19 protein-coding genes are annotated in these 24,064 nt (G+C 45.0%); 7 read left to right on the top strand and 12 right to left on the bottom strand.

From position 1 onward, the window contains the following. Positions 1 to 3: 3 nt before the first annotated feature. The 5 genes from WJM94_RS09365 (at position 4) to WJM94_RS09345 (ending at position 6,228) form a co-directional block, all read left to right on the top strand. On the top strand, positions 4 to 1,146 hold the full coding sequence (locus WJM94_RS09365) for an iron-containing alcohol dehydrogenase (protein ID WP_444493986.1): 1,143 nt from the start codon (positions 4 to 6) through the stop codon (positions 1,144 to 1,146). A gap of 237 nt (positions 1,147 to 1,383) precedes the next feature. Continuing rightward, positions 1,384 to 2,274 carry a LysR family transcriptional regulator gene (locus WJM94_RS09360; RefSeq protein ID WP_444493985.1) on the top strand — a complete coding sequence of 297 codons (891 nt, stop codon included), beginning with the start codon at positions 1,384 to 1,386 and terminating at the stop codon, positions 2,272 to 2,274. Positions 2,275 to 2,381: 107 nt separating this feature from the next. Further along, entirely contained in the window at positions 2,382 to 3,917 is a 1,536-nt protein-coding gene (locus tag WJM94_RS09355) for a GNAT family N-acetyltransferase (RefSeq protein WP_444493984.1), read from the top strand. A gap of 188 nt (positions 3,918 to 4,105) precedes the next feature. Then, a complete protein-coding gene (locus WJM94_RS09350; RefSeq protein WP_444494228.1) occupies positions 4,106 to 4,693 on the top strand; it encodes a DedA family protein in 588 nt (195 codons plus the stop codon). Between the two features lie 167 nt (positions 4,694 to 4,860). Further along, positions 4,861 to 6,228: a Na+/H+ antiporter NhaC family protein gene (locus WJM94_RS09345; RefSeq protein WP_444493983.1), complete on the top strand. Its 1,368-nt coding sequence runs from the start codon at positions 4,861 to 4,863 to the stop codon at positions 6,226 to 6,228. Positions 6,229 to 6,292: 64 nt separating this feature from the next. Here WJM94_RS09345 and WJM94_RS09340 read toward each other — a convergent pair whose 3' ends face one another. The 6 genes from WJM94_RS09340 to WJM94_RS09315 all read right to left on the bottom strand — a co-directional run bounded on the left by WJM94_RS09340 (position 6,293) and on the right by WJM94_RS09315 (position 12,999). Beyond that, entirely contained in the window at positions 6,293 to 7,147 is an 855-nt protein-coding gene (locus tag WJM94_RS09340; protein WP_444493982.1) for a 3-keto-5-aminohexanoate cleavage protein, read from the bottom strand. Further along, the gene (locus WJM94_RS09335) at positions 7,138 to 8,469 is read right to left on the bottom strand and encodes an aspartate aminotransferase family protein (protein ID WP_444493981.1); all 1,332 of its coding nucleotides are present in this window, start codon (positions 8,467 to 8,469) and stop codon (positions 7,138 to 7,140) included. Before WJM94_RS09335 ends, WJM94_RS09340 begins: the two co-directional genes overlap by 10 nt. A gap of 209 nt (positions 8,470 to 8,678) precedes the next feature. After that, positions 8,679 to 9,947, bottom strand: coding sequence for an O-acetylhomoserine aminocarboxypropyltransferase/cysteine synthase family protein (locus WJM94_RS09330; RefSeq protein ID WP_444493980.1), 1,269 nt, complete (start codon positions 9,945 to 9,947; stop codon positions 8,679 to 8,681). Between the two features lie 225 nt (positions 9,948 to 10,172). Continuing rightward, positions 10,173 to 11,309, bottom strand: coding sequence for a lipase family protein (locus WJM94_RS09325; RefSeq protein ID WP_444493979.1), 1,137 nt, complete (start codon positions 11,307 to 11,309; stop codon positions 10,173 to 10,175). Between the two features lie 20 nt (positions 11,310 to 11,329). Next, on the bottom strand, positions 11,330 to 11,836 hold the full coding sequence (locus WJM94_RS09320) for a DUF6795 domain-containing protein (RefSeq protein ID WP_444493978.1): 507 nt from the start codon (positions 11,834 to 11,836) through the stop codon (positions 11,330 to 11,332). 239 nt (positions 11,837 to 12,075) lie between these two features. After that, positions 12,076 to 12,999, bottom strand: a complete 924-nt coding sequence (locus tag WJM94_RS09315) for a LysR substrate-binding domain-containing protein (protein ID WP_444493977.1) — start codon at positions 12,997 to 12,999, stop codon at positions 12,076 to 12,078. 108 nt (positions 13,000 to 13,107) lie between these two features. Between WJM94_RS09315 and WJM94_RS09310 the strand changes: the two genes are divergently transcribed. Further along, positions 13,108 to 14,364 (top strand): D-amino acid dehydrogenase, encoded by a 1,257-nt coding sequence (locus WJM94_RS09310; protein WP_444493976.1) that lies wholly within the window; start codon positions 13,108 to 13,110, stop codon positions 14,362 to 14,364. A 293-nt stretch (positions 14,365 to 14,657) separates the two neighbouring features. Then, a complete protein-coding gene (locus WJM94_RS09305; protein WP_444493975.1) occupies positions 14,658 to 16,208 on the top strand; it encodes an alanine/glycine:cation symporter family protein in 1,551 nt (516 codons plus the stop codon). Positions 16,209 to 16,291: 83 nt separating this feature from the next. Here the strand turns inward: WJM94_RS09305 and WJM94_RS09300 are convergent, their stop codons facing one another. From WJM94_RS09300 to WJM94_RS09275, 6 genes are all read right to left on the bottom strand, one after another. Next, a complete protein-coding gene (locus WJM94_RS09300) occupies positions 16,292 to 17,197 on the bottom strand; it encodes a LysR family transcriptional regulator (protein ID WP_444493974.1) in 906 nt (301 codons plus the stop codon). A 46-nt stretch (positions 17,198 to 17,243) separates the two neighbouring features. After that, positions 17,244 to 18,446: a M20 aminoacylase family protein gene (locus tag WJM94_RS09295; protein ID WP_444493973.1), complete on the bottom strand. Its 1,203-nt coding sequence runs from the start codon at positions 18,444 to 18,446 to the stop codon at positions 17,244 to 17,246. A gap of 42 nt (positions 18,447 to 18,488) precedes the next feature. Then, complete coding sequence (locus WJM94_RS09290; RefSeq protein WP_444493972.1) at positions 18,489 to 19,802, bottom strand: MFS transporter; 1,314 nt, start codon at positions 19,800 to 19,802, stop codon at positions 18,489 to 18,491. A 471-nt stretch (positions 19,803 to 20,273) separates the two neighbouring features. Beyond that, the gene (locus tag WJM94_RS09285) at positions 20,274 to 21,254 is read right to left on the bottom strand and encodes an HAD family hydrolase (RefSeq protein ID WP_444493971.1); all 981 of its coding nucleotides are present in this window, start codon (positions 21,252 to 21,254) and stop codon (positions 20,274 to 20,276) included. A gap of 164 nt (positions 21,255 to 21,418) precedes the next feature. Next, entirely contained in the window at positions 21,419 to 22,012 is a 594-nt protein-coding gene (locus tag WJM94_RS09280) for an acetate uptake transporter (RefSeq protein WP_319536302.1), read from the bottom strand. Positions 22,013 to 22,179: 167 nt separating this feature from the next. Continuing rightward, the gene (locus WJM94_RS09275) at positions 22,180 to 23,868 is read right to left on the bottom strand and encodes a chitinase (protein ID WP_444493970.1); all 1,689 of its coding nucleotides are present in this window, start codon (positions 23,866 to 23,868) and stop codon (positions 22,180 to 22,182) included. Positions 23,869 to 24,064 lie beyond the last annotated feature (196 nt).

Here is a 24,064-nt window from a genome sequence, read left to right as displayed (position 1 = left end):
ATTATGAGTGTGTTCAAACTGGCTTTCCCAAAAATCAACTACTCCGGTGTTGGAGCAATTGAAGCACTGATTGAACGTCTGTCTGATGAACATGGCAGTGAAAAAGGGCTACTTATCTGCGATCCTACACTGGTAGAACTTGGCTTCGCTGATAAGTTTCTTGACAGTTCGCTGAATCTGGTGCTGTTCAAAGATGTACGTCCAAACCCTGACACCAATACGGTCAACACCGCCTACAAGATGTATTGTGATTCAGGCGCACAATTTGTGATCGGTTTTGGTGGTGGCAGTTCTATTGATACCGCAAAAGCAATCAAGATCCTATCTGCCAATGAAGGACCAATTGCCGCGTACAATGGTGTCGAGAAAGTAAAACGTCTTGGTGCTCCGCTATACGCGATCAATACGACCGCTGGCACTGCAGCAGAAGTAACGAGCAACGCGGTGATCACTGACACGGAGACACATGTAAAACATGTAATCATCTCCGATAAGATCATCCCGGACATTTCGGTCAACGATCCGAGTGTTATGTTAGGTCTGCCTAGCAGCACGACGGCGGCTACCGGTATTGACGCTTTGACCCATGCAGTTGAATCTTTTGTATCCGTTGGGGCACACAAATTAACCGATTATATTTCTCTGGAAGCGATCAAAACCATCGCTCAAAGCTTGCCAAAAGCGGTTGATGATGGCTCGAATGTCGAAGCTCGTGAAATGATGGCATACGGCCAGTTTATCGCGGGGTTGTCATTCAACAGCGCAGGACTTGGTATGGTACATGCGATGGCACACCCAGCTGGCGCACACAAAGACCTGCCACACGGCGTATGTAATGCGATTCTTCTGCCTGTCGTGTGCGAGTTCAACCGCCCATATTGTGTCGAAAAATTTGCCCAGGTTGCGAAAGCACTTGGTGCCGATACATCGGGTATGACCGCAGAGCAAGCAAGTCTGGTTGCTATTGATGAACTCAATGCTCTGAATCGTCGTGTTGGTATTCCAGAGGGCTTTGCTCAACTTGGCGTCACTGAAGAAGATATTCTGAGCTGGGTTGATGATGCCATGGCCGATCCATGCGCAGGCGGTAACCCGTACCCAATGACTCGTGAGCAAGTAATCGAGCTGTACAAAAAAGCACTTTAACTCCCGAAGGTGAAAGTTCACTCTTTGTTATGTAAGGGGCAACACAGAGTGAACCCTCAATCTCCTTTTACGCGCAAGGGCAAGGTCTGGCATCCGCTAGACCTTTGCTTTTCGACGCTACCTTATTCTTAACACCCAATGAACTCCGCCTACTCCTTCAGTCTGTAGCTCATTCGCTTTGCTTCAACAGGCAAATCCTCTACTCTGTGAACTAACCACAATTCAATGGAACTGAAAATGTTAAAAGGCAGTGAGTATCCTTCCATACGTGCGTTAAGAACCTTTGTCGCCGTCGCAAATCATCTGAGTTTTTCCAAGGCGGCAGATGACCTGTGTGTGACACAAGGGGCGGTGAGCAAACAGATTGCGTCGTTAGAACAACTCGTGGGTTTACCGTTGATTAAACGTGGCCTTAATGGTGTGGAACTCACTGAAGAAGGAAAGCGTTACTTACCACAGATCACAGAAGCGCTGGAGCTCATTCAGCATGCGACGGCAAGCTTGATTCAATGTAACACCGAGCAAGAACTGCTTATCGTCGATGTTACCCCTTCTTTTGCGAGCTTATGGTTAGTACCCAATATTGACGACTTCCACCGGCAGCACCCGAATATAAGAGTTAAAATTCGCACCGGTGATGGCGCTATCAAGAATATCAACAATAACAGTGATCTCAACGTAAGATGCCTGCCACTGTCGACTCACTATGAATACAGTCAGTTACTGTGTGAAGAAACCTTACTGCTTGTTGGCAGCACCAAGATCCCACCGTTGAAGGACAAACAGGACATTAGTCTCTACCCGTTTATACCTCAGACCACTCGCCCTCAACTTTGGGAACAGTTTAAAGTTGAGCATGCGCTGGATAACCCAATTACCTATCATTCGGTTGGATTTGAACATTTTTATTTGGCTTGTGAGGCGGTAAGAATGGAAAAAGGCCTCGCGCTGGTCCCCGATTTTATGGCGCAGTTTTCTATTCAGCGCGGAGATATCCAACACATACATGATATGACCCTGCACAGCGGTTACGGTTATTACGTCGTTATTCCTAACTACCGTTTAAGCTCCAGAAAAGTCGCTCTATTTAATGAATGGTTGAAGAGTAAGTTAACCCGCAACACATAAGCGATAAGACTCTGCTCCTATAACCTTAGCCATCGTCGGTGTATGTATGGTTAAAAATATGGCATTCTCATCCATACTGTTTGAAAAGGATAAATGGATAGTAGGATATGGACAGCAACTCGCCCAAACTCTCTTTACGCACCATAGAGCCAATGGATTACCCTGAACTCGCAGAGTTAATGGACTTGGTATTTCCGGATGTAGGCGGCTCATGGCCACGTCTGACCATTATGGATCTCATACATCAGTTTCCTGACGGTCAGATTTGTATTGAATACAACGGCAAAATTGTTGGTGCCGCTCTAACGATTAAAGTCGACTACAACCGCTTTTCACTCCCTCATCTCTACACCGATATCATCACCGAAAACAACGTCATTCAGAATCAGGTCACTGGCGATGCCATGTATGGTCTTGATGTTTTTGTTCACCCAGATTACCGCGGACTTCGATTAGGGCGTCGTCTGTATGATGCGCGCAAAGAATTGTGTCGCAGCAAAAACTTCAAAGCGATACTGGCTGGTGGCCGCATTCCTAATTATCACCAGTACGCCGATGAAATGAGCGTGGCGGACTACATCGATAAAGTGAAACGCCGTGAGCTTCATGACCCGATTTTGTCGTTCCAACTAGCCAATGGATTTGATGTAAAACGAATTATGCGAGGCTATCTGCCTGAAGACAGTGCATCCAGAGGATACGCTACGCTTCTGGAGTGGGATAACTTCTTCTATGAAGAAGACATTCAGTCTGTCCACGATGTCGAGAAAACTCTGATCCGCATCGGTGTTGTCCAATGGCAAATGCGAGCGATGAACGATCTGGAAGACTTACTGGATCAAGCAGAGTTCTTTATCTCTTCCCTGGCAAATTACAAAGCTGATTTTGCGCTCTTCCCTGAGTTTTTTAACGCACCATTAATGGGGCTTAAAAATGATCAAAACTCCGTAGAGGCTATCCGTTTTCTTGCTGGCTTCACAGAAGAGATCAAAGAACGTTTTTCACAAATGGCGGTCACCTACAACATCAATATCATTGCAGGGAGTATGCCCGTTATCGAAGACGGAAAACTCTACAATGTCGCCTATTTACTGCAGCGTGACGGCGAGATCAACGCTCAGTACAAAATTCACATTACGCCTCATGAACAAAAAGACTGGGTCATTGACGGTGGCGACAACGTACAAGTATTTGAAACCGATGCAGGCAAAGTCGGCATACTGATTTGCTACGACAGCGAGTTCCCGGAGCTGGGAAGAATGCTCGCAGAACAAGGTGCGCAAATCGTGTTTGTACCATTTTGGACCGACACCAAGAACGGATATCAACGAGTTCGTATCTGTTCTCAGTCTCGAGCTATCGAAAATGAATGTTATGTGGCGATTGGCGGCAGTGTTGGCAACTTACCTCGCGTGGACAACGTAGATATTCAGTATGCGCAATCAGCCGTGTTCTCACCTTCGGATATTTACTTCCCACACGATGCCACATTGACAGAAGCAAGTGCGAATACCGAAATGATCATTTTTGCTGATGTCGACTTAACCAAATTAAAACAACTCAACACTGAAGGCTCAGTGACCAACCTGCGTCATCGCCGCCTCGATTTATATGGCGGTTTTACCAAGGCGAAAGAGCAATAACATGCTGACGCCAGCCTCCTCTTTTCAGGAGGCTGGCGGACGTTGCCTGCACATGGTAAAAACGGCAACGTTAAAGAGAAATATCCGTTATTCCCGGTAGCGAGAATCAAACCTAAAATTAACCATAGCCGTCAGCTCATTCTGCCTTTATTACGGGGAAGCTTTTGGAACATATCAACGAACTACTTATCTCCATGAAGCCTCTGCTTGAGCAGTACGGTTACTTTGCACTTGTTGTCAGTATTTTCCTCGAAGGCGTTGGCATCCCTATGCCCGGCCAGTCTCTGATGGTCGCAGCTTCCATTCTCTCTTCCGAACAAGTGATGAACCTTACTCTGGTGATGTCGGTATCCTGGCTGAGCTGCTTTATTGGCAATACCTGTGGTTATTTAATAGGGTATTACTTCGAAGGTTGGCTGGATAAAAAAGGCTATATATCCGGCCCTAAAATGACCAAGCTGCAAACCATCATCCAAAAATACGGCCCCGCTTGTTTAGTCGTCAGTCGTTTTATCGAGGGAATGAAGCAGTTTATGCCATTAGCCTGTGGGATCGCCAAAATGCCCCGCAAAGAGTTCCTGTTAGGCAATGCACTCGCGGCGACGATTTGGGTCTTGGTGTTCAGCTTACTTGCTCACTTTGCATTTGAACATTTAAGTTCGCTCAGCCATCTGTACACTCAATACAAATACTATATCTGGGTTATTGCAGCCGCTTTGTTTGTATGGATGGTACTTGGCATTATCAAACGGAAAAAAGCAAAATCTGCTGATTAAATGAGCTTAAAATTAAAACCAACAGTATCAAGAAGATAAAAAATCACGTCTGGAATTTAACGCCTAAGGGCTATAAATTACGCAGCCATTTAGACGTCTAGACGTTGACATTACTTAGCAGTGAGATTAGTCTGCTCGCTTTCCTTATTTTTAAGTTTGTCGTTTACATGTCCGGTTCCCAGCACACTACTCAAGCAGTTGCACCCTCAGCGGTCGCGCTCATTCCACTTATTGTATTTCTTGCGCTATTTATTGGTGTAGGGACTTACTTATCTCTGCAAGGTGTAGAGTTTGCTTTCTATCAACTACCAGCTCCTATTGCAGTTTTACCTGCAATCATCATTGCTTTTCTACTAAGCAAAGATAAGCTCGGTCGTTCTATTGAACACTTTATGCGCGGCGTGGGTCATCAAGACATTATTGCCATGTGTATGATCTACTTGCTTGCTGGCGCATTTGCAGCGGTAGCGAAAGCCTCTGGTGGTGTTGATGCAACCGTAAACCTTGGCTTGTCAGCGATTCCAACCAGTATGATCTTACCGGGTCTTTTCCTTATCTCGGCATTCATCGCAACCTCGATGGGTACCTCAATGGGGACGATTGCAGCAGTTGCTCCGGTCGCTTTAGGGATTGCGGAATCAGCAGGGATGAGCTTACCAATGACGGCAGGTGTAGTACTTAGTGGTGCTATGTTTGGTGATAACCTTTCGATTATCTCTGACACCACGATTGCGGCGACCCGCTCTCAGGGCTGTGAAATGAAGGACAAGTTCAGAGAGAACATCCGCATTGCCCTGCCAGCTGCATTAATTGCGATGGCTATTTTCGCGTACAACAGCACAGCGACACAAATACCAGAAGCGGGCCCTATCGAATGGCTGAAAGTAATGCCATACGTAACCATTCTGGTATTAGCAGTATCGGGGATGAACGTATTTGTTGTGCTGACTATTGGCATTCTGCTGGCTGGCGGCGTCGGTCTTGTTTCGATTGATGGCTATGGCCTGACGAATATGGCGCAAGATGTTTACACTGGTTTTGGCAACATGCAGGAAATTTTCCTGTTATCTATGCTCATCGGTGGCTTGAGTGAACTGATGCGTCGCCAAGGTGGCCTTGCGTTCCTGACCAATTTAGTTAGCAGGATGATCAAAACTTTCGGCTCTAGTCACTCTAAGCATGCGAACAGTCGTGCGAGTGAACTGGGTATCGCCGGACTGGTTTCAATGGTCAACAGCTGTACGGCGAACAACACAGTCGCGATCATTGTATCGGGCAGCGTTGCGCGTCAATTAGCAGAAGAGAACAACGTCTCCCCTCGCCGCTCTGCGAGCTTATTAGACATCTTCTCTTGTGTAGTGCAAGGTATATTACCTTACGGCGCTCAAGTGCTGTTGCTTGGCTCAGTATTTAATTTATCGCCGCTGGAAGTCGTAACAAACTCATACTACTGCTTTGCTCTTGCGGTTGCTGCGATTGTCGCGGTGTTTATTAAGCATAAGGCACGACAGCCTGAAGTTCAGACCGAACAATAATAAAGACAAGTACAGAAAGAGGCTCCAACTGGAGCCTCTTTTCATTCTGACGGAATCTCTTTGTTTAACCGCAAATAGAAGAACTGAAGTTACGAGCATCATCTAAGGGAACATTCAAGAGTCGGCTAATATCACTCAAAGCCTTAACTTGCGCACTATTACTCTCAGCCAATCCGCCACTTGCATCCAGGTGGTTGTTCTCAAATCCTACCCGAACATCTAAGCCAAGCAGCATCGCAGACGTTAAACAGTCCTGCTCTTTTGCTCCGAACGCACAAACGGCACAGCGAATGCCTTCTTGACTGAATCGCTCTAAACTTAAGTCTCGCAAATCCCATGGCGAGGACTGCTGATTTTTATGATATCTCCCCAGTACAACGAGCACGTGTTGATTGTAATTAGGTAGTACACCACTTTCGCGCAACTCGAAATAACGCTCGATGTCAGCCTCATTGTAGAGAATGATTTGGCTCAACATAGGTTGTTCGGCTGCCCAGTGGAAAAAGGCACTTCCTTCTTTTTCGCACTCTCTATCAGGAAACAACTCTCTTAAAGCAAACGAAGCCGCTTCAGGACGCACCGCTTTAATCAACGCTATCTGCTGCTGTGGTGAATACCGTCCGACAGCTTCTGTAGTCAATTGAACAATCATCTTATCGCCAACCGCTTCTTTAACAGCATGATATACAGGTAAATTGTCCTCAACGTCTAATGAATGCCTGCCGAATAAATCACGGGCATGCAAATGGATCATCGCTGCCCCCGCCGACTGACATGCTAACGCTTCGGCAACCAACTCCTCTATGGTCATAGGCAAGCTATGATGATCCTGTTTAGTCTTTTTCGCGCCATTCGGCGCAACGATGATTGCAATTGGCTCTCTATGAGGTAAGCGCGCAGATATACTGTCTATAGCCACGTATTGGATACCTCGCTAAGCGTACGGGTGAGTTTCCCCACCAGCTCATCAATATGGTCTGGCTGAAAAATGAAAGGAGGTGCCAACAAAATATGATGTCCGTTCACCCCATCGATGGTGCCTCCCATTGGATAGCACATTAAGCCATTTTCCATTGCTCGCTGTTTAATCCGCTTGTCTGCCAGAGTGGCCTTGTTTAAAGGCGCTTTGTTCTCTTTATCCGCCACCAGCTCAATACCGAAGAATAGTCCTTTGCCTCGGATATCACCGATATAAGGCAGTTCAGACAAAGCTAAACCAAGCTCATTTCGCAGCAACGCACCTTGTCGATTCACTGCAGTTAATAGATCTTCCTCGAATATTGTTTTCACTGTTGCAACCGCTGCTGCACAAGCCACCGGATGTGCCATAAAAGTATGACCATGTTGGAAAAATCCGCTGCCAGACTCAATCGCTCGATATACTTTGTCGTTAGCAACGACCGCACCAATCGGTTGATAACCCGCGCCCAGACCTTTCGCCATGCACACTAAATCCGGCTCGGCTTCCTCTTGTTCAAACGCGAAAAAGCTGCCGCTTCGACCAACGCCACACATCACTTCATCCAAGATCAACAGCACATCATATTGGTCGCAAATTTCTCGAATACGCGTAAAGTATCCTTTGGTCGCAGGGACAGCACCAGCCGTCGCACCAACAATCGGCTCGGCGATAAACGCCATCACATTATCCGCTCCGAGCTCAAGAATTTTGGCTTCCAGCTCATTCGCTGCGCGTTGTGAGTAATCCAACTCTGATTCATCGCTTCCCTGATAACGATAGGCATAACATGGCGCTATATGATGGCTTGGGTGCAAAATTGGCTTAAAGGGCTGACGTCGCCACTCGTTTCCCCCAACGGCTAAAGCTCCGAGCGTATTGCCGTGATAACTCTGTTGACGCGCGATGAACTGTTTTTTCTCTGGCTTACCGGATTCCACAAAATACTGGCGCGCCATTTTAAGCGCCGATTCAACAGCCTCTGAACCACCACTAACAAGATAAACATGGTTGAACTGTCCAGACATACATTGGCAAATTAACTCAGCAAGTTGCTCACCGCTTTCGCTAGTAAAAAAGCCGGTATGGGCAAAAGGAACTCGCTCTATCTGTTCCAACATCGCTTGTTTAACGGCTTGATGGCTATGACCAAGATTCGATACCGCCGCACCACCGCACGCATCTAAATATTGCTTGCCTTGTTTATCAAACAGATAAACGCCTTCTCCATGGTCAATAACAGGCAATATATTGTGGCAATGACGATGAAAAACAAAAGACATGTGTATTCCTTCAATTGAATAATATTTCATCACATCATCTTGAATAAACTCACGCCTAACAAGGGAATAAAATTCGACCTCTATGAGCTTTTGGAATATGGCAAACCAAAAAGCCATATCATTTTGAAAATAAAGAAATAAAAATAAAACAGACCAGCTTTATTAAAGGCTGGCCTATGGGTGACTAAAAGCTCTATCTAAGGGATAGATTATGCGTTCAGTGCTTGCTCTAAATCGGCTAAGATGTCATCAATATGCTCAATACCGACTGACAAACGGATCATCTCCGGTGACACTCCCGCCTGTTTTTGTTCCGCTTCACTCAACTGACGGTGAGTAGTTGAGGCTGGGTGACAAGCCAGAGACTTGGCATCACCGATATTGACCAAACGCTTAAAGATTTTTAGCGCGTCATAGAAACGCACACCGGCTTCATATCCGTCTTTCAAACCAAACGACAAAATGGCTGAAGGCTTACCTTTCATGTACTTTTTCGCCAGTTCATAGTGCTGAGACTCCGGCAACCCGGCATAGCTTACCCAACTGACTTTTTCGTGCTGGTTGAGGTACTCCGCCACTCTAAGCGCATTCTCAGTATGGCGCTCCATACGTAAAGATAACGTTTCCAGCCCCTGCATTAGCATGAATGAATTCATTGGTGAAAGTGCCGAACCAGTATTGCGTAGCGGTACCGTTCTCGCTCGACCAATAAATGCGGCATCACCAAATGCCTCGGTATACACCACTCCGTGATAAGACGGTTCTGGCTGGTTGAATACCGGGAAACGCTTGCTGTGCAACGCCCAAGGAAACTTACCTGAATCGACAATCACACCGCCCAAAGTCGTGCCATGGCCACCAACATATTTGGTCAGAGAGTGCACCACTATGTCTGCACCAAACTCAATTGGCTTACACAACACTGGCGTCGCTACGGTATTGTCCACAATCACAGGTACGCCTTGTGCGTGTGCGAGATCAGCTACACGCTCTAAGTCGATGATGTTACCAGCTGGGTTACCAATACTCTCGCAGTACACGGCTTTGGTATTTTCATCGATAAGTTCGGCCAGGCTTTCCGGTTTGTCATCCTTAGCGAACTTCACCTGAATTCCCAGGTTAGGAAACATATGTGCGAACAAAGTGTAGGTACCACCGTAAAGTTGTGGTGTGGATACGATGTTATCCCCTGCCTGAGCCAAGGTCAGAATCGCATAGTTAATAGCCGCACTGCCTGCGCTCACAACCAGACCACCGATGCCACCTTCCAACGCCGCCATGCGCTTTTCCAGAACGTCATTGGTTGGGTTCATAATACGCGTGTAAATATTGCCCGGAACCTCTAAATTAAATAGGTCTGCACCATGCTGAGCATTATCAAATTCATAAGCAACGGTCTGGTAAATCGGTGTCGCTACTGACTTAGTGGTCGGATCCGTTTCATAGCCAAAATGGATCGATAGCGTTTCGTCTTTCATGTTCTTCCTTGTTCGTTATCTCTGAAAAATCTTATCTCTCATCATGCCCATTTTTTGCTCAAAGAACCTCGCTATTGGTCACAATGCATATCTTCAACCTTGTTACTTATATGGGAATACGTAAGACTTTGCTGCTTGCCATCATGAGGGAAGAAAGAGTGACCCCATATTCAATACCTCAGACACAAACAAAAACCGCCTCAATTGAGGCGGCTTCTTATATGATTATATGGTGTTTTTTAATGCGGCTTTGACAGCTAGATTTAACTTGCGTAACACCAAATCAAATACCCAGCGGATAAAGGAGAAAGTAAACTTGATTGCAACGTTTGCACCTTTCCCCGCAAAAACAAGCATATGTCCAAGTAACCCTTTGACGCGTTCTGCAAACTCACCGGAAATTTCAGCAATTTTGGTCATGGAACGTGCAATAGCGTCATAAATAGTGGAAATGGCAGAACCTACATTCTGAGCTCCAAATACTAATGTGGCACAACCACCATCAACCAACAAAGTTAGGATTGCTGCTGATATTTTGTCTGCCCAATCAGGGGAACTATTCGCTTGTAATCGATTGTTGTAATTCAAAATTACTCTTTTGAAAACATTACTTGCCTTTTGGAATCCAAGGCTATCCCAAGTTGCAGACTTGGTATAAGAGGCATATTCGCTCATAAAATGTAACTTAGGGAGCATTCCTTGAGCCCTATTTAATATGTACTCAGAACCATCATAAGGCACATGATAAAAAGGCCAAACAGGTGCCTTAGTAACAGGATCTGCCCCATTCACACAGCGAAAATGCTTCGATATTCGAGAAGAAGAGTTAATCGAAAAAGATTTTAACCCAACCCTCGGAGAACCAAATGTGTATAAATTCACTCTTCCCTTAAATTTTGGGGATGCTGCGATCCAATTCGCCACTAATGTTGCTAATGCTCCGCCCAAACTATGCCCGACACAATGTATAGTTCCATTAGCTGATATTGGATTCTCACGCAGGAAATTGGTTAATCCTTTTCTCATTGAATAAAAAGTCGTTTGGAACCCAGTATGTACCATTTCTCCAGTATCGGTGCCCTTTCCGCTGCAAGTTAAATCGGTGATCGCATCGGCAAGCCCGACAGTTCCCCGAAATGCTAAAACAAGGTCTTGTTTATAACGTTGGCTTTTTCCCTTTCCCAACAGAGCAAACCCTGTTTCAGGTCGAAAAAAGTAACCACCAGTTGTTCCTGTCGCTACTTGAGAGAAACTAAAATGATTGTCTACTGCCGCTGGTAATCTTATACGTTCAATGTTGTGCTTTACCTCGTATACAGCATCGCACAAATCACTCGCCATCAATGGGGAAATCACACTCATTAGCTATATTTCCTTGCTCTTTATTTTCTAAGCACGTGGATATCTGTGCTTTTATCGTATACGTATGTGTTTATTCTCTGATTATTCCAATCACAAACTGAATGAACTGGGATTCGTATTGCACCTTCTGGAGAAATATCAACTTCATGAATCCTCTTTTCATTTGATATTTCACAGTTAATATTCATTAGCATCCAACTTAATGAATTATCGCCTTCTGGTGGAACCCAAGCCCCCCAAATTTCTTTTTTTTCATTTTGGTAATCAACGTAAACATGTTGGTATACCTTTAAGCTTCCACCGAATATATCGCCAGGCATCCTCGAACGAGTAGTTATTGGGGAAAATGAAAACTCTCCTAATTCATTAATTTGAGTCTCATCTTTCAAGATCTTACCGTTCTTATATCCCTCATAATACAATTCTCTATACACAGTTAATCCAACCTGTGGAATACCACCAAGCGTAATAACCCCCCGAATCTCCGGAGACATTTCAACATCGTATTTTTTGAATGGCCAGAACATAGCGCCAGCTCCTACAGAAAATAAAGCTAAGGCTAATACCAAACTATTTCTCTTAGCCATCATGAATCTCTATCAAAATTTTTTGAATGATAATATTGGATCCAATATTAATTAGTTAGCTTTAAGACAACAGGATATAAAAATTGGGAAGAGGCTCTAAACGAACTGTAATTAAGATATTTATTAGCTATTTATAAAGAGACCACCTCTAACGATGCGCTCTCTTTTAATCAATTTGATTAAGGCTGAACTTTCGGAACTTGTTTTAACAACCAGCTTCGAAACTTTTCGGTCGAGTCACTTTTGGTATTCGTGATCAAATAGTACCCGGCATTGGCAGGTATAGGGTTGAAAGGCGAAACCAAGCGTTGAGTGACGAGTTCATCTTCAATCAGTGCCATCCTTGCCATCGCAATGCCAACGCCCGCTTCAGCCGCAGACATTGCCATGTCAGTACGGTTAAAAAAGTGTCCGACATCGGTTTTAAAATCCAATCCCATAGCCGAGGCCCAATAAAGCCATTCATAATCACGAGCAGCTTTATCCCACGGCAACGCATCATGCAATAAGGTGGCATCTTTCCACTGCTCCATTGACGATAAAGGATCATGGTTAGTCAATGAAGCTTTTAGCCACCGATGATCCTCAAGGTATTTAGGGCTCATGACTGGCAATAACTGCTCATCTAAAAGCAGCTCTGCCTCTTTATGTCGATATGGATGCAGTCCGTAATCGATGGCGACATCGTAGTCTTTCAAATCACTATTAACCAACGCCACTTCCGCAAAGATTTGCACTTGTATATCTGGATATTCAAGATGAAAGCTCTCTAGCTTTGGCACCAGCCATTTAAAGGCAAACGACGGCGTTAGCTTCAGTTTAATCTCATTGCTTTGCTTATCGGCTTTCAACTCATCGAGCAGTTTGCCCAGTTCAGAAAAGTGAAATTGGGCTGCTTGTTGAAGTTGAATCCCCTTTGAAGTTAATCGGATACCTCGGGAGTGGCGTTCAAAAAGAGTAAACCCTAATGCTTCTTCTAAGTGAATAATTTGTTGACTGATTGCCCCCGTTGTCAGGTGTAAAGACTTTGCAGCACCAGTAAAACTGCCATGTTCAGCGACTTGACTAAATAACCACAAACCACTTACTAGATTACCTCTCATACTTCAGCCTATAGTTTTTCTAAACTCTATATGTAATTTATATCGATTGTTAACAAAAGGTAAGCAAAAGAAACTAGCCACAAATAATTATTGTGTGTGGAGTGCAAAATGGAAGTCATCGTTTTAGGCAGCGGCGTTATCGGTTTAACATCTGCTTGGTATTTATCTCAGGCAGGCTATCAGGTAACGGTTATCGACCGCCAACCAATCAGTGCAATGGAAACCAGCTTTGCTAACGCAGGGCAAATCTCCTATGGCTACTCTTCTCCTTGGGCTGCACCGGGTATTCCACTCAAAGCGATTAAATGGCTAATGGAAGAGCATGCTCCTCTTAAAATTAAGCCTACTTTAAGTTCGGATATGATCAGCTGGGCATCAAAAATGGTTGCAAACTGCACCTTGCCACGCTATCAAGTGAACAAAGCCCGCATGCTGTCTATCGCTAACCACAGCCGAGCTTGTCTTGAGCAGTTACGCAAAGATCATGCGATTGAATACCAAGGACGCCAGTTTGGTACCTTACAAGTCTTTCGTACTGAACAGCAGTTAACAGCAATTGAAAAAGATCTCAAACTACTTGAACAAAGTGGCACGCGTTTCGAGTTAATGGATGTTGAGCAGTGTATTCAACAAGAGCCAGGTCTAGCTTTAGTGAAAGAGAAGATCGTGGGCGGATTGTACCTGCCAGATGATGAAACAGGCGACTGTTTCCAGTTCTGCCAACAACTGACTGAGCTAGCAAAAGCTCATGGCGTAAGGTTTGAGTTCAATACAGAAGTAAGCAATTGGGTTACTGAGGGTAAAAAGATCACAGGTGTCCAAACGAACCGTGGATTGTTTAAAGCTGATCAATTCGTGCTGGCTTCAGGAAGCTACTCAACTGCCTTGCTAAAACAGCTTGATATCGATATTCCGGTTTACCCAGTCAAAGGCTATTCACTCACGGTACCAATCGAAAACGAGCAATTCGCACCTCGTTCTACGGTTATGGATGAAACCTACAAAGTTGCTATGACTCGATTTGACGACAGAATTCGTGTCGCGGGTACCGCAGAACTTGCCGGATTTGATGGCTCTATTCCTCAAAAGAGAAAGAACACAATCGAGATGGTAATTCGCGATCTGTTCCCTCGCAGTGGAGATTTTAGTCAGGCAGAATTCTGGACCGGCTTTAGACCAATGACACCAGATGGCACGCCAATCATTGGGGCGACTCCATACAGTAACTTATATACCAATACCGGTCATGGAACTCTGGGATGGACAATGGCATGTGGTTCGGGTCAACTTCTGGCTAACATTATGGCAGGAGAAACTACGAAGGTAATCGATCAGTCCGAGCTAAATTTATTCCGTTACGCTTGATTAATAAATAGCCTATTAATCCACAATGCGCATATAAATTAGCATATTAATCTTTTGCATTTCTAAGTAAATTTTAATAAAAATATACTGCATACTTAGTCAAACAAGGAATCTTAGTTCAAAAAGTAACTTGATAAGCAATAGTAACCAGATGTTAAGAAGCTATTTTCATTCTGTGTTCAGCATCACGCTATCAAGGATTTTAAGCTAAAAAAGTTAACAATTACATTACAAAAAAAGGTAATGTATTGCGTGGAAAACAACCGCAAACACAACTAACAGGGAAAATACTCATGCAGTCATTAGTTGATTTTTTGAATGGAATTATATGGAGCCCAGTACTGATCTACTTGTGCCTTGGTGCTGGCTTATTCTATTCCATCATGACTCGTTTCGTTCAAGTTCGTCATTTCTTTGAAATGTGGCGTTTATTGCTATCAGGAAAGAGCTCAACAAAGGGGATTTCATCATTTCAGGCGCTTGCCGTCTCTCTATCTGGCCGTGTAGGTACAGGTAATATTGCAGGTGTTGCTGCTGCTATCGGTTTCGGTGGCCCAGGTGCCGTATTCTGGATGTGGGTCGTTGCCTTCTTTGGTGCTGCAACGGCTTACGCTGAATCAACACTTGCTCAAATCTACAAAGAAGAAGATGAAGGCGAATTCCGTGGTGGTCCTGCTTACTACATTGAAAAAGCAATGGGACAGAAATGGTACGCTTGGATCTTCGCTATTTCTACTATCTTTGCATGTGGCGTGCTACTTCCGGGTGTACAGTCAAACAGCATCGGTAACGCAGTAGAAGCAGCGTTTGGCTCTGGTGACATGATCGAAACCGCTATCGGTACAATCAGTTTTGCTAAAATTTTCACTGGTACGGTTGTGTGTGTCATTCTTGCTTTCATCATCTTTGGTGGTGTAAAACGTATTGCAAGCTTTACTCAAGTCGTTGTTCCATTCATGGCACTGGCTTACGTCGTTACAGCCTTTGTTATCATTCTTCTGAACCTCGGCGAAGTTCCACGTATTATCGGCATGATCCTTGGTGATGCATTCACACCAATGGCTGGTATCGGTGCGGCTATCGGTTGGGGTGTAAAACGTGGTGTTTACTCTAACGAAGCAGGTCAAGGTACTGGTCCTCACGCAGCAGCAGCAGCAAGTGTTGAACACCCTGCACAACAAGGTCTTGTACAGTCGTTCTCAATCTACATCGATACTCTGCTTGTTTGTTCAGCGACAGCATTCATGATCTTAATCACTGGTGCTTATAACGTTCATGGCGCAGTAGAAGGTGCTTTCCTTGTACAAAACTTACCAGCAGATATTGGCGCGAACGGTCCTGTATTTACCCAGCTAGCGATTGAAAGCGCACTTCCAGGCGTTGGTAAACCATTTATCGCAGTTGCGCTGTTCTTTTTCGCGTTTACTACAATTCTGGCTTACTACTACATTGCAGAAACTAACATCGCGTACATCCGTCGTACTTTCAAAGTAGATGGACTGATATTTTTACTGAAGCTGGTCCTTTTGACAGCGGTATTCTACGGTACGGTAAAAACAGCGAACCTTGCATGGGCAATGGGTGACGTTGGTGTTGGCTTGATGGCTTGGTTAAATATCGTCGGTATTCTGATTATCTTCTTCATGTCTAAACCTGCACTTAAGGCTCTGACTGATTATGAAAGACAACAGAAAGAGGGCGTGACTGAGTATACTTTCAACCCAATAGCACTAGGTATTAAAGGTGCAGATTACTGGGAAGAGAAGTACAAGCGTAAGACTGGCAAGTCTGCTCATACTGCTGTTGTTGAAACAACAGAAACTGCAGAAGAAAGTTCATTCTAAAATTACAAAAATAAATACAGCAATACACAACGACAAGGGCCAGCGATTCGCTGGCCCTTTTATATTCAAGAAATGCTCAGTCATTAAAAGTCAGGATAGATCCCTCGCATATCCTGCAGTATGCCATCAAACAGTGTCATGGCACTTTGTGTCATGATTTCCCGTTTTGGGCGCACCACGGAAATGACACTGTCGGGAATATTGTCCAGCAGCGGTACCACCGCAAATTCATTTTTAATGTAATCGAGGTCAAGTGACTCGGTAGAAAATAACGCAGCAAAATCGGCGTTTTGAATCAACGAGCGAGCTAACGTCATCGAGGTACACTCTCGAATTCGCGATGGCAGAGGAAGGCCATTGACGGAGAACATTTGGTAAAAATAGGTGCTTGGATCGTCAGGTGAATCTAATGTCAGCCAGTCACTCTGGTGTAATGCCCTTAGTGAGCGCGTATTACACAACGGGTGAGACTTGCGTGTCACGACCACATTGGGGATACGGCACACCGCCTGCCACTCCAGTGCACTGTCAATAACCGGTATTTGAGATGTGATAGCGAAATCAACTTCGCCTTGACGTAACTGTGACAGTAATGGCGCAGGACGAAGTTCGACGATTCGTAATGTCACTTCTGGATAACGGTGCATGAACGTGTTCAGACTGGAGGCTAATGACTTAAGTAGTGAAGCAACCGGGGTTACTCCTATGGTCACACAGCCGTTAGGAATCCCACGCATGGTATCAATGTCCTGCTTGGCACGCCGGGCTGTCTCATTCATTAAACGCGCATAGCCCAATAAACGCTCACCATACGAGGTCAGGAGTAATCCACCAGCAGAGCGTTCAAACAGAGCCACTCCATATTGTTGCTCCAGTTCTTTAATGGCTTTGCTTAAGGCTGGTTGCGTCAGGTGTAACTGTTCAGCCGCTGTTTTCAAGTTTCCGGCCTGACTCACTGCCAGAAAGGCTCTCACTTGGTGTAATTTCATCCGACTATGTGACCTCATTGTCCCTAATAAGCAAAGCCATTCTACATTACGAATATGATCCGGTCAGGTATTCAGTCACAAGTTCAACCCAGCAGGCTGCACCAATCGTAACTAGTTGATCATTAAAATCATAACCAGGGTTATGCACAGAACAGCCATGCCAGTCTCCGACCCCGTTGGAAAGAAAGAAATAACATCCCGGACGCTCTTTCAGCATCCAGGCAAAATCTTCACTGCCCGGGACAACCGGTGATTCATCGCCTGCTACATTTTCGTCACCAAGTACGGCCTTGACCACTTTACGAGCTAGCAGCGTTTCCTCTGATGAATTGAATACTGATGGGACCTGACGCAGGTATTCAACCTCACCCTGAATACCAAATGCCTGACATTGACCAGCGACTACCTCACGAATGCGCTGCTCAATTAGATCCTGATTCGCTTCGCTGAAGTTACGTACTGAAAGTGCCATCATCGCATCATTGGGAATCACATTTGGTGTTGTGCCCGCCTCGATCTGACCGATACTGATTACGCTTTGATCCCCGGGGTTGATATTACGCGACACAATACTTTGCAGCCCAAGAATAATATGACCGATAGCAATAGTGACATCGTTTGACAAGTGAGGCATCGCTGCGTGCCCTCCCTTCCCAGTCAGACGAATGGTCACCTTATCAGACGACGCTAACGATGCCCCACTACGTACTGCTGCCTGCCCGACTTCTTTACCCGGCATATTGTGCAGCGCGAATACGGCATCACAAGGAAAGCGATCAAACAAACCATCTTCAATCATTGCTTTAGCACCTGACAATCCTTCTTCATCAGGCTGAAAAATCAGATTAATCGTGCCGTCAAAAGATACGTTCTTTGCTAAATAATGAGCCGCTGCCAGCAAAATTGCCGTATGACCATCATGACCACAGGCGTGCATATGTCCGTTGATTTTACTGGCGTATGGTAGCCCGGTCTCTTCTTGAATAGGCAAAGCGTCCATATCAGCACGGATACCAATACTGCGTTGAGAAGAGCCCTGCTTCAGCACGCCGACCACGCCGTACCCACCAATACCAGTGTGCGTTTCATAGCCCCACTCATTTAACCGTTCAGCCACCAGCTTTGCCGTGTTAGGCACTTCTGCGCCCAACTCTGGGTAAGCGTGAATAGCATGGCGAGTCTGAATAAATTGCTCACAACTGGCTACAAAGTCGGCGTTTTTAAGTAGTGATAATTCAGGTACGTTCATCATCCTTTCCTTATATTAATTCGGTTCTAATTCAGAGGGAGCTTATTGAGGAGCTTTCGCGGGGAAGCGCAACATAGCCAGAGAGCTCACGGTAATAGCGCACATCAGATAAAACGCTGGAGCCATTTTATTTCCACTCAACTCGATCAGACTGGCGACCAGCAGCGGTGTGAAGCCTCCAAAAACCGTAACACCAAAGCCATAAATCATAGAGATGCCACTCGCTCGATACTGTTGAGTAAAGGCTTCCATAATCAGTACAAGCAGGGATGCATTGGCAAGAGCAAATAAAGTGATTAAACCACCAATAATCAGCAATGCTTTAGGTAAAGACGCTTCGCCACCAAGCAAAGAAAAAGCAGGATAAATAAAGACAAAAGCGCCAAGCATACCAAGCAGCGGCAAAGTTTTACGGCTTTGCAAACGATCCGCCCATTTACCAAACACAGGCATCAACATCATCAGCATAAAACCCGCCATCACCGCGACAGCAAAAGCAGTAGTCGGCGCGTAACCAAGCTCTTTAATCAGGTAAGTTGGCATGTAGAACACTTCAATATACATACATGCAGTACCACCCCAAATCATTAACATACCAGTTAATATCGTACGGCCTTGCTTACGCAGAACGGTTTTAAATGGGGTATCTTTCGCCTGAGAATCGGCCTGATGTGACTCTTTTAAATGACGACGGATGTACCAGCCTACCGGACCAATCAGCAAACCGAGGATAAACGGAATACGCCAGCCCCAACTGTGTACGTCTTCTGGTGATAGCAGGCCATTTACCGAGAAAGCAACGAGTGCACCAAACAGTGCAGCAGCACCTTGACTGGCAAGCTGCCAACTCACCATGTAGCAACGACGCTTATAGTTATCGGATTCCATCAGTGCTGCGGATGCTGCACCAATTTCACCACCAGCAGATAAGCCCTGTAACAAGCGACCTACGACCAGAATGATAGTGGCTGCAATGCCAATGCTCTCATAGGTCGGTGTCAGCGCAATCATGCCTGTCCCGATGGTCATTAAAGCAATCGTTAGAGTGAGAGCAGCTTTACGTCCATGTTTGTCGGCATAGTTCCCAATTAATACTGCGCCGAGTGGACGCATAATGAATCCGACACCAAAAGTGGCCAGTGATAACAGTAAACCAGCAGCAGCGCCGCCGACATTAAAAAACAACTCCCCGATGATGACTGCAAAAAAGCTGTAGACGGTAAAGTCATACATCTCCAACCCATTGCCAAGAGAGATGGCAAAAATCGCTTTACGTGGTTCTGAAGAAGACGTATCGGATTGACCGGCCACTGCGGTCAACTTTGGTTCCAGTGAACTTGATAGTGTGCTACTCATGGTTTCCCTTCCTTGTAATCATGGCGACTCATTCGCTATTAACTGTTTAGATAATAGCCAAGACTGGACACCCCACCACAAACTAAAAGTTAACCAGATAACCAAAGTAAAAAATAAACGTTATCCAAAATGATCACATAACGTTCATCATGCCCTTGATAGGTGCAACAAAACACATAAGCCAGCAGAAAAACCTGCACTAACGAAATATAAGAAGGAAAATAAACAAAAATGCCAAATAAAATCTAAACCACGTCAACTAAACCAAAAGTTATCCAGTTAAAAAAAAGAATACCAATTACTGTTTTTTCTTACCTGCCAATGAGTCGAGTTAATTGACTTACATCTTATCAGCTTCGTGCTAGCAAACTTGCTCCTAGGAATGCCAAAATGACGTTCACCCTAGGTAAAAAAGCAAAGGGGTTAACCAATGGCTAACCCCTTTCTTTTTAATCACTGAATATCAACTAGTTACTTAGACGGATATATTTGTACCCAATCATTTTTCATATCCACTACTAACCAGCCTTTCTCTTTCGCCTCATCCAAACCTTTATCAAGTTGCCCTACACTGGATTTGCGATCGTACTTCCACTCTCTTTGATCGTCAGTGTGATGAACATACATCGCCAGACGTGGCCCCGCGCCTGATGTTGTCCATTGCAGCATTTGTAAATCACCATCAGAATTACCAAACGATGCTATTGGGCGTTTACCGATGTGCTGATAAATCTGTTGAGGTTTTTCCGCTTTATCATCGACAACATCAATTCCAGCAACACGTTTAACTTGGTATTTACCATCAACATTGACAAACTCAGTTGATAATCGGGTACCGATAATACGTTCCGATGGGATGTTGTATACGTCCGATGCCCAAGCTCGCATAAAGGCATTACCACCACCAGAAACAATAAAGTTTTTAAATCCACTGCTCTCAAGATAACTTAACAGCTCTAACATTGGCTGGAACACCATTCCTGTATATGGCATTCCCGTGACTGGATGTTTTGCCGTGTTAACCCAGGCTTTCACCAAAGCCGTGAAGTCATCACTAGTCATTCCTGTATGCGTTTGTGTCACTAAAAGAATGACATCTTCTTCGCTGAGTTTATCGAGTTGACCGTTTAACACGAGAGAATATGGCTTAGTGGTTTGCCATTCTGGATTATCTACCGCTAGCGCTTTAATTTGATCGAGCGCGAACAATACCTGGAAGTACATCGGCTTTTCAGACCATAACGTACCGTCATTATCAAATGTAGCGATACGATCTTCCGGAGCAACGAAGTTAGCGGAGTCAGTGTCAGTCACATCGCTGACAAACTGGATGATAGCTTGTTTGGTACTACCCTCATTCCAGGAAGGTAATGGATCACTACTTTGAGCTAAAAGTGGAAATGAGATCACCGCTAAGGCTAGAGTAAGAACAAATGACAGATGCTTATTCATTAAATGTAACTCGTTGTATATGAGTACTCTAATAATGATTGATATTCCAAGAAAAAGCTCGCGTTAGGGCTAAACAATTTGTAAATCAGATAATTCTCACTTGGTACATAAATAAAAAAGCGGACCTTAAAAGGTCCGCTTTCTAAATCTGTTTGATTCGGCGTTTACGCCATTGCTACCGCTTCAACTTTGCGAGCGATTTTCGCTTTACCAACTGGAAGCACTTCACGACCAAACTCATTGTTTAGTACTTGTGCCATAGCGAAGTAAACCGCGCTAGCACCACAGAAAATACCTTCAAAACCAGCGATAGTGCCAATCACTTCGCTACCAGTGAAGTCACGTGCAGCAAGCAAGAAGAACAGGATAGTTAGAGAACCAAATACCACTTGTTTTGCTGTTGGGTAGCATAGAGAACCAATGAACATAAAGCCTGTGAAAATACCCCATAGCGCTAGGTACCAACCCATAAAGCTAGCTGGGCTAGCTGGTAGACCCATGTGAGGCATCACAATCAGACCAACCAGTGTTAGCCAGAATAGACCGTAAGAAGTAAACGCTGTAGTACCGAAAGTATCACCGCGCTTGAAACACATGATGCCAACGATTACTTGGCTAAGGCCACCGTAAAAGATGCCCATCGCTAGAATCATTGAGTCAAGTGGGAAAAATCCTGCGTTATGAATGTTAAGCAGAATAGTGGTCATACCGAAACCCATCAGACCTAGCGGTGCTGGGTTAGCCAGTTTTGTCGACATGTATAAATACCTTAAAAAAAGTTTATAAAAAATGCGCGCGAATTTTAATGGACGCCAAATCAAAAGAGAAAAGGCGTTATTGAAAACTTAGATTCCAAAAATAGGAAGCCAAGAAAATAAAAAAAGACCCTGATAAAAAGCAGAGCCTTTATAAAGAGTTACATGATTTACTGGCAGGAAACCTCATCCCAGAACCAGTTGCTTTGAGTTGGGCTTTCCCACACGCCAGGACCGTTTTGGGCAACAAAGCATTTACCTTGGTAGTTCACTTTATCCCCATTCGCTACTTGAGTAACACCCGGTTCCCACGAGATAAATTCACCACCCACCGGCGGTTCTGGCTCAGTGATCGGAGGCTCTGGTTCGGTTACTGGCGATTCAGGCTCAGTAACAGGAGGTTCCGTTACGGTTGTTGGGGTGCCCGAAACGAGCTTCCATGGGTCACCTTTTGCTGGTTCATTCCCCTGGGACCACCACTTCGCTTCATAAATCGCACCTTGATAAGATACTTTATCACCCCCGGTATACACTTTATTGGCATCCCAAACAGCAATGCCATCAGTTGGTGGATCAACCGGGTCGACCACCTCTAATCCATCAACGACACGCACTTCTGGCCAATTTGCGTGAGAGGAATATAAGTTGGTCACACATTTCTCGTAGTCACCCGGTATAAGTGCTGAATACGCAGTTTGAAACCCCACCAAATTACACTCAAACGAGTAACCTCCCGGTCGATCAGCATAGTACTTCCAGTTGCCATCCCAGTTGGTGTAAAGCACATCGGTTGCACCGTTGAGATTCAAGTTGCCGTAATCTGTTTGCTGCCAACAGGTATTCTTTTCGTCCGCCTCGATCGGAATTTGATAGTGCGATGATAACCCTTCCCAATAGCGAATTCGGTTTACCGGTTGCCCTTTGTCTTTGTTGTGTGCTCCACATTCAACACCGCCATTAATAATGTTAATGGTGGTACCAAAACCATAGCCGATACCAGCATCAATTTCACGCTGGGATGGTGCCCAAGAACGATCGATAACGTGTAACATTGCTGGCTTTGGCGCTTGAGGCGTTAAAAAGAACCAAATCGCCGACGCAAGGTTTAGCCATGAATCTGCAACCAGGCCTGGATTATTGAGCAGTACACTGGCATCCCCATCAAACATCACTTCAGAGAAAGCACCATAGTTAAAGTGGTAAGAAAGCTGTTTGGCTCCTCGTCCGAAATAGCCCTGTCCTGCCACACAAGGCCATTTCTTATTTTGCCAATTGTTCTCACCACACCCCGTGGTGTAACCCGCTTTCTCTTCAGACCATCCCATTTCACGAACATGCACCAACGCTTGCTGCCACTCTTCGAGGCCAAGAGGATTATCGGACACGTTATCTATTGCGATATGCCCTCCAGTTTCCTGAGCAAAGTGGGCAAAGGCGGTAACAATTGAGCGCTTACAGATCGCATCGGAATCACGACCGTCAGTGTATTCGGCACAAAACGCCGGGAACTTGCCAATAGCTTTTAAAAAGCGCGTGTAAGTGTATTCTGGAGCTGCCATATGGGTAAGAAAATCCCATTCAGACTGAGGAAAAACTTTCTCAGCTCGCTTAACGTTGTCAGGATTAGTAGTGCTACCTGGTTCAATGGCTTCAACTAACGTATTAGGTGCTGTACGAAGTGCTTGTGACCAAATCTGATACATAGGGTCTGCGGCTTGTCTCTGCTCCGCAGCTTCAACGTCTGCACGTGAAATAACATAGCCTGTAGGATTTAGCGGATCGGGTTGAATATTCATTGCTGACCAAGCCGCAGGAGCAGCTGTCAGTATAGCTAACGCGGTAACATAACTTCTTCTCATTCTTTAACTCCTTGTGTTAAAAGCAATTAAAGGGTAAGTAAAGGAAGATGAAGATTCACGAATACTAAGGTTAGCGAACGTCAACTTGCGAGTTAACGTCAGTTCGCTAAGCGCACGAAAACTCGGCCGTTGCAATAAAGTGGTTACCCGCTTCAAAAACATTCAGAGAGAAAAATTACTGAATCGAAGAACCTTT

Origin of the sequence: Vibrio sp. YIC-376 (assembly GCF_052353105.1) — a bacterium.
Lineage (GTDB): Bacteria > Pseudomonadota > Gammaproteobacteria > Enterobacterales > Vibrionaceae > Vibrio.
This window is presented reverse-complemented; position numbering and strand designations above follow the sequence as displayed.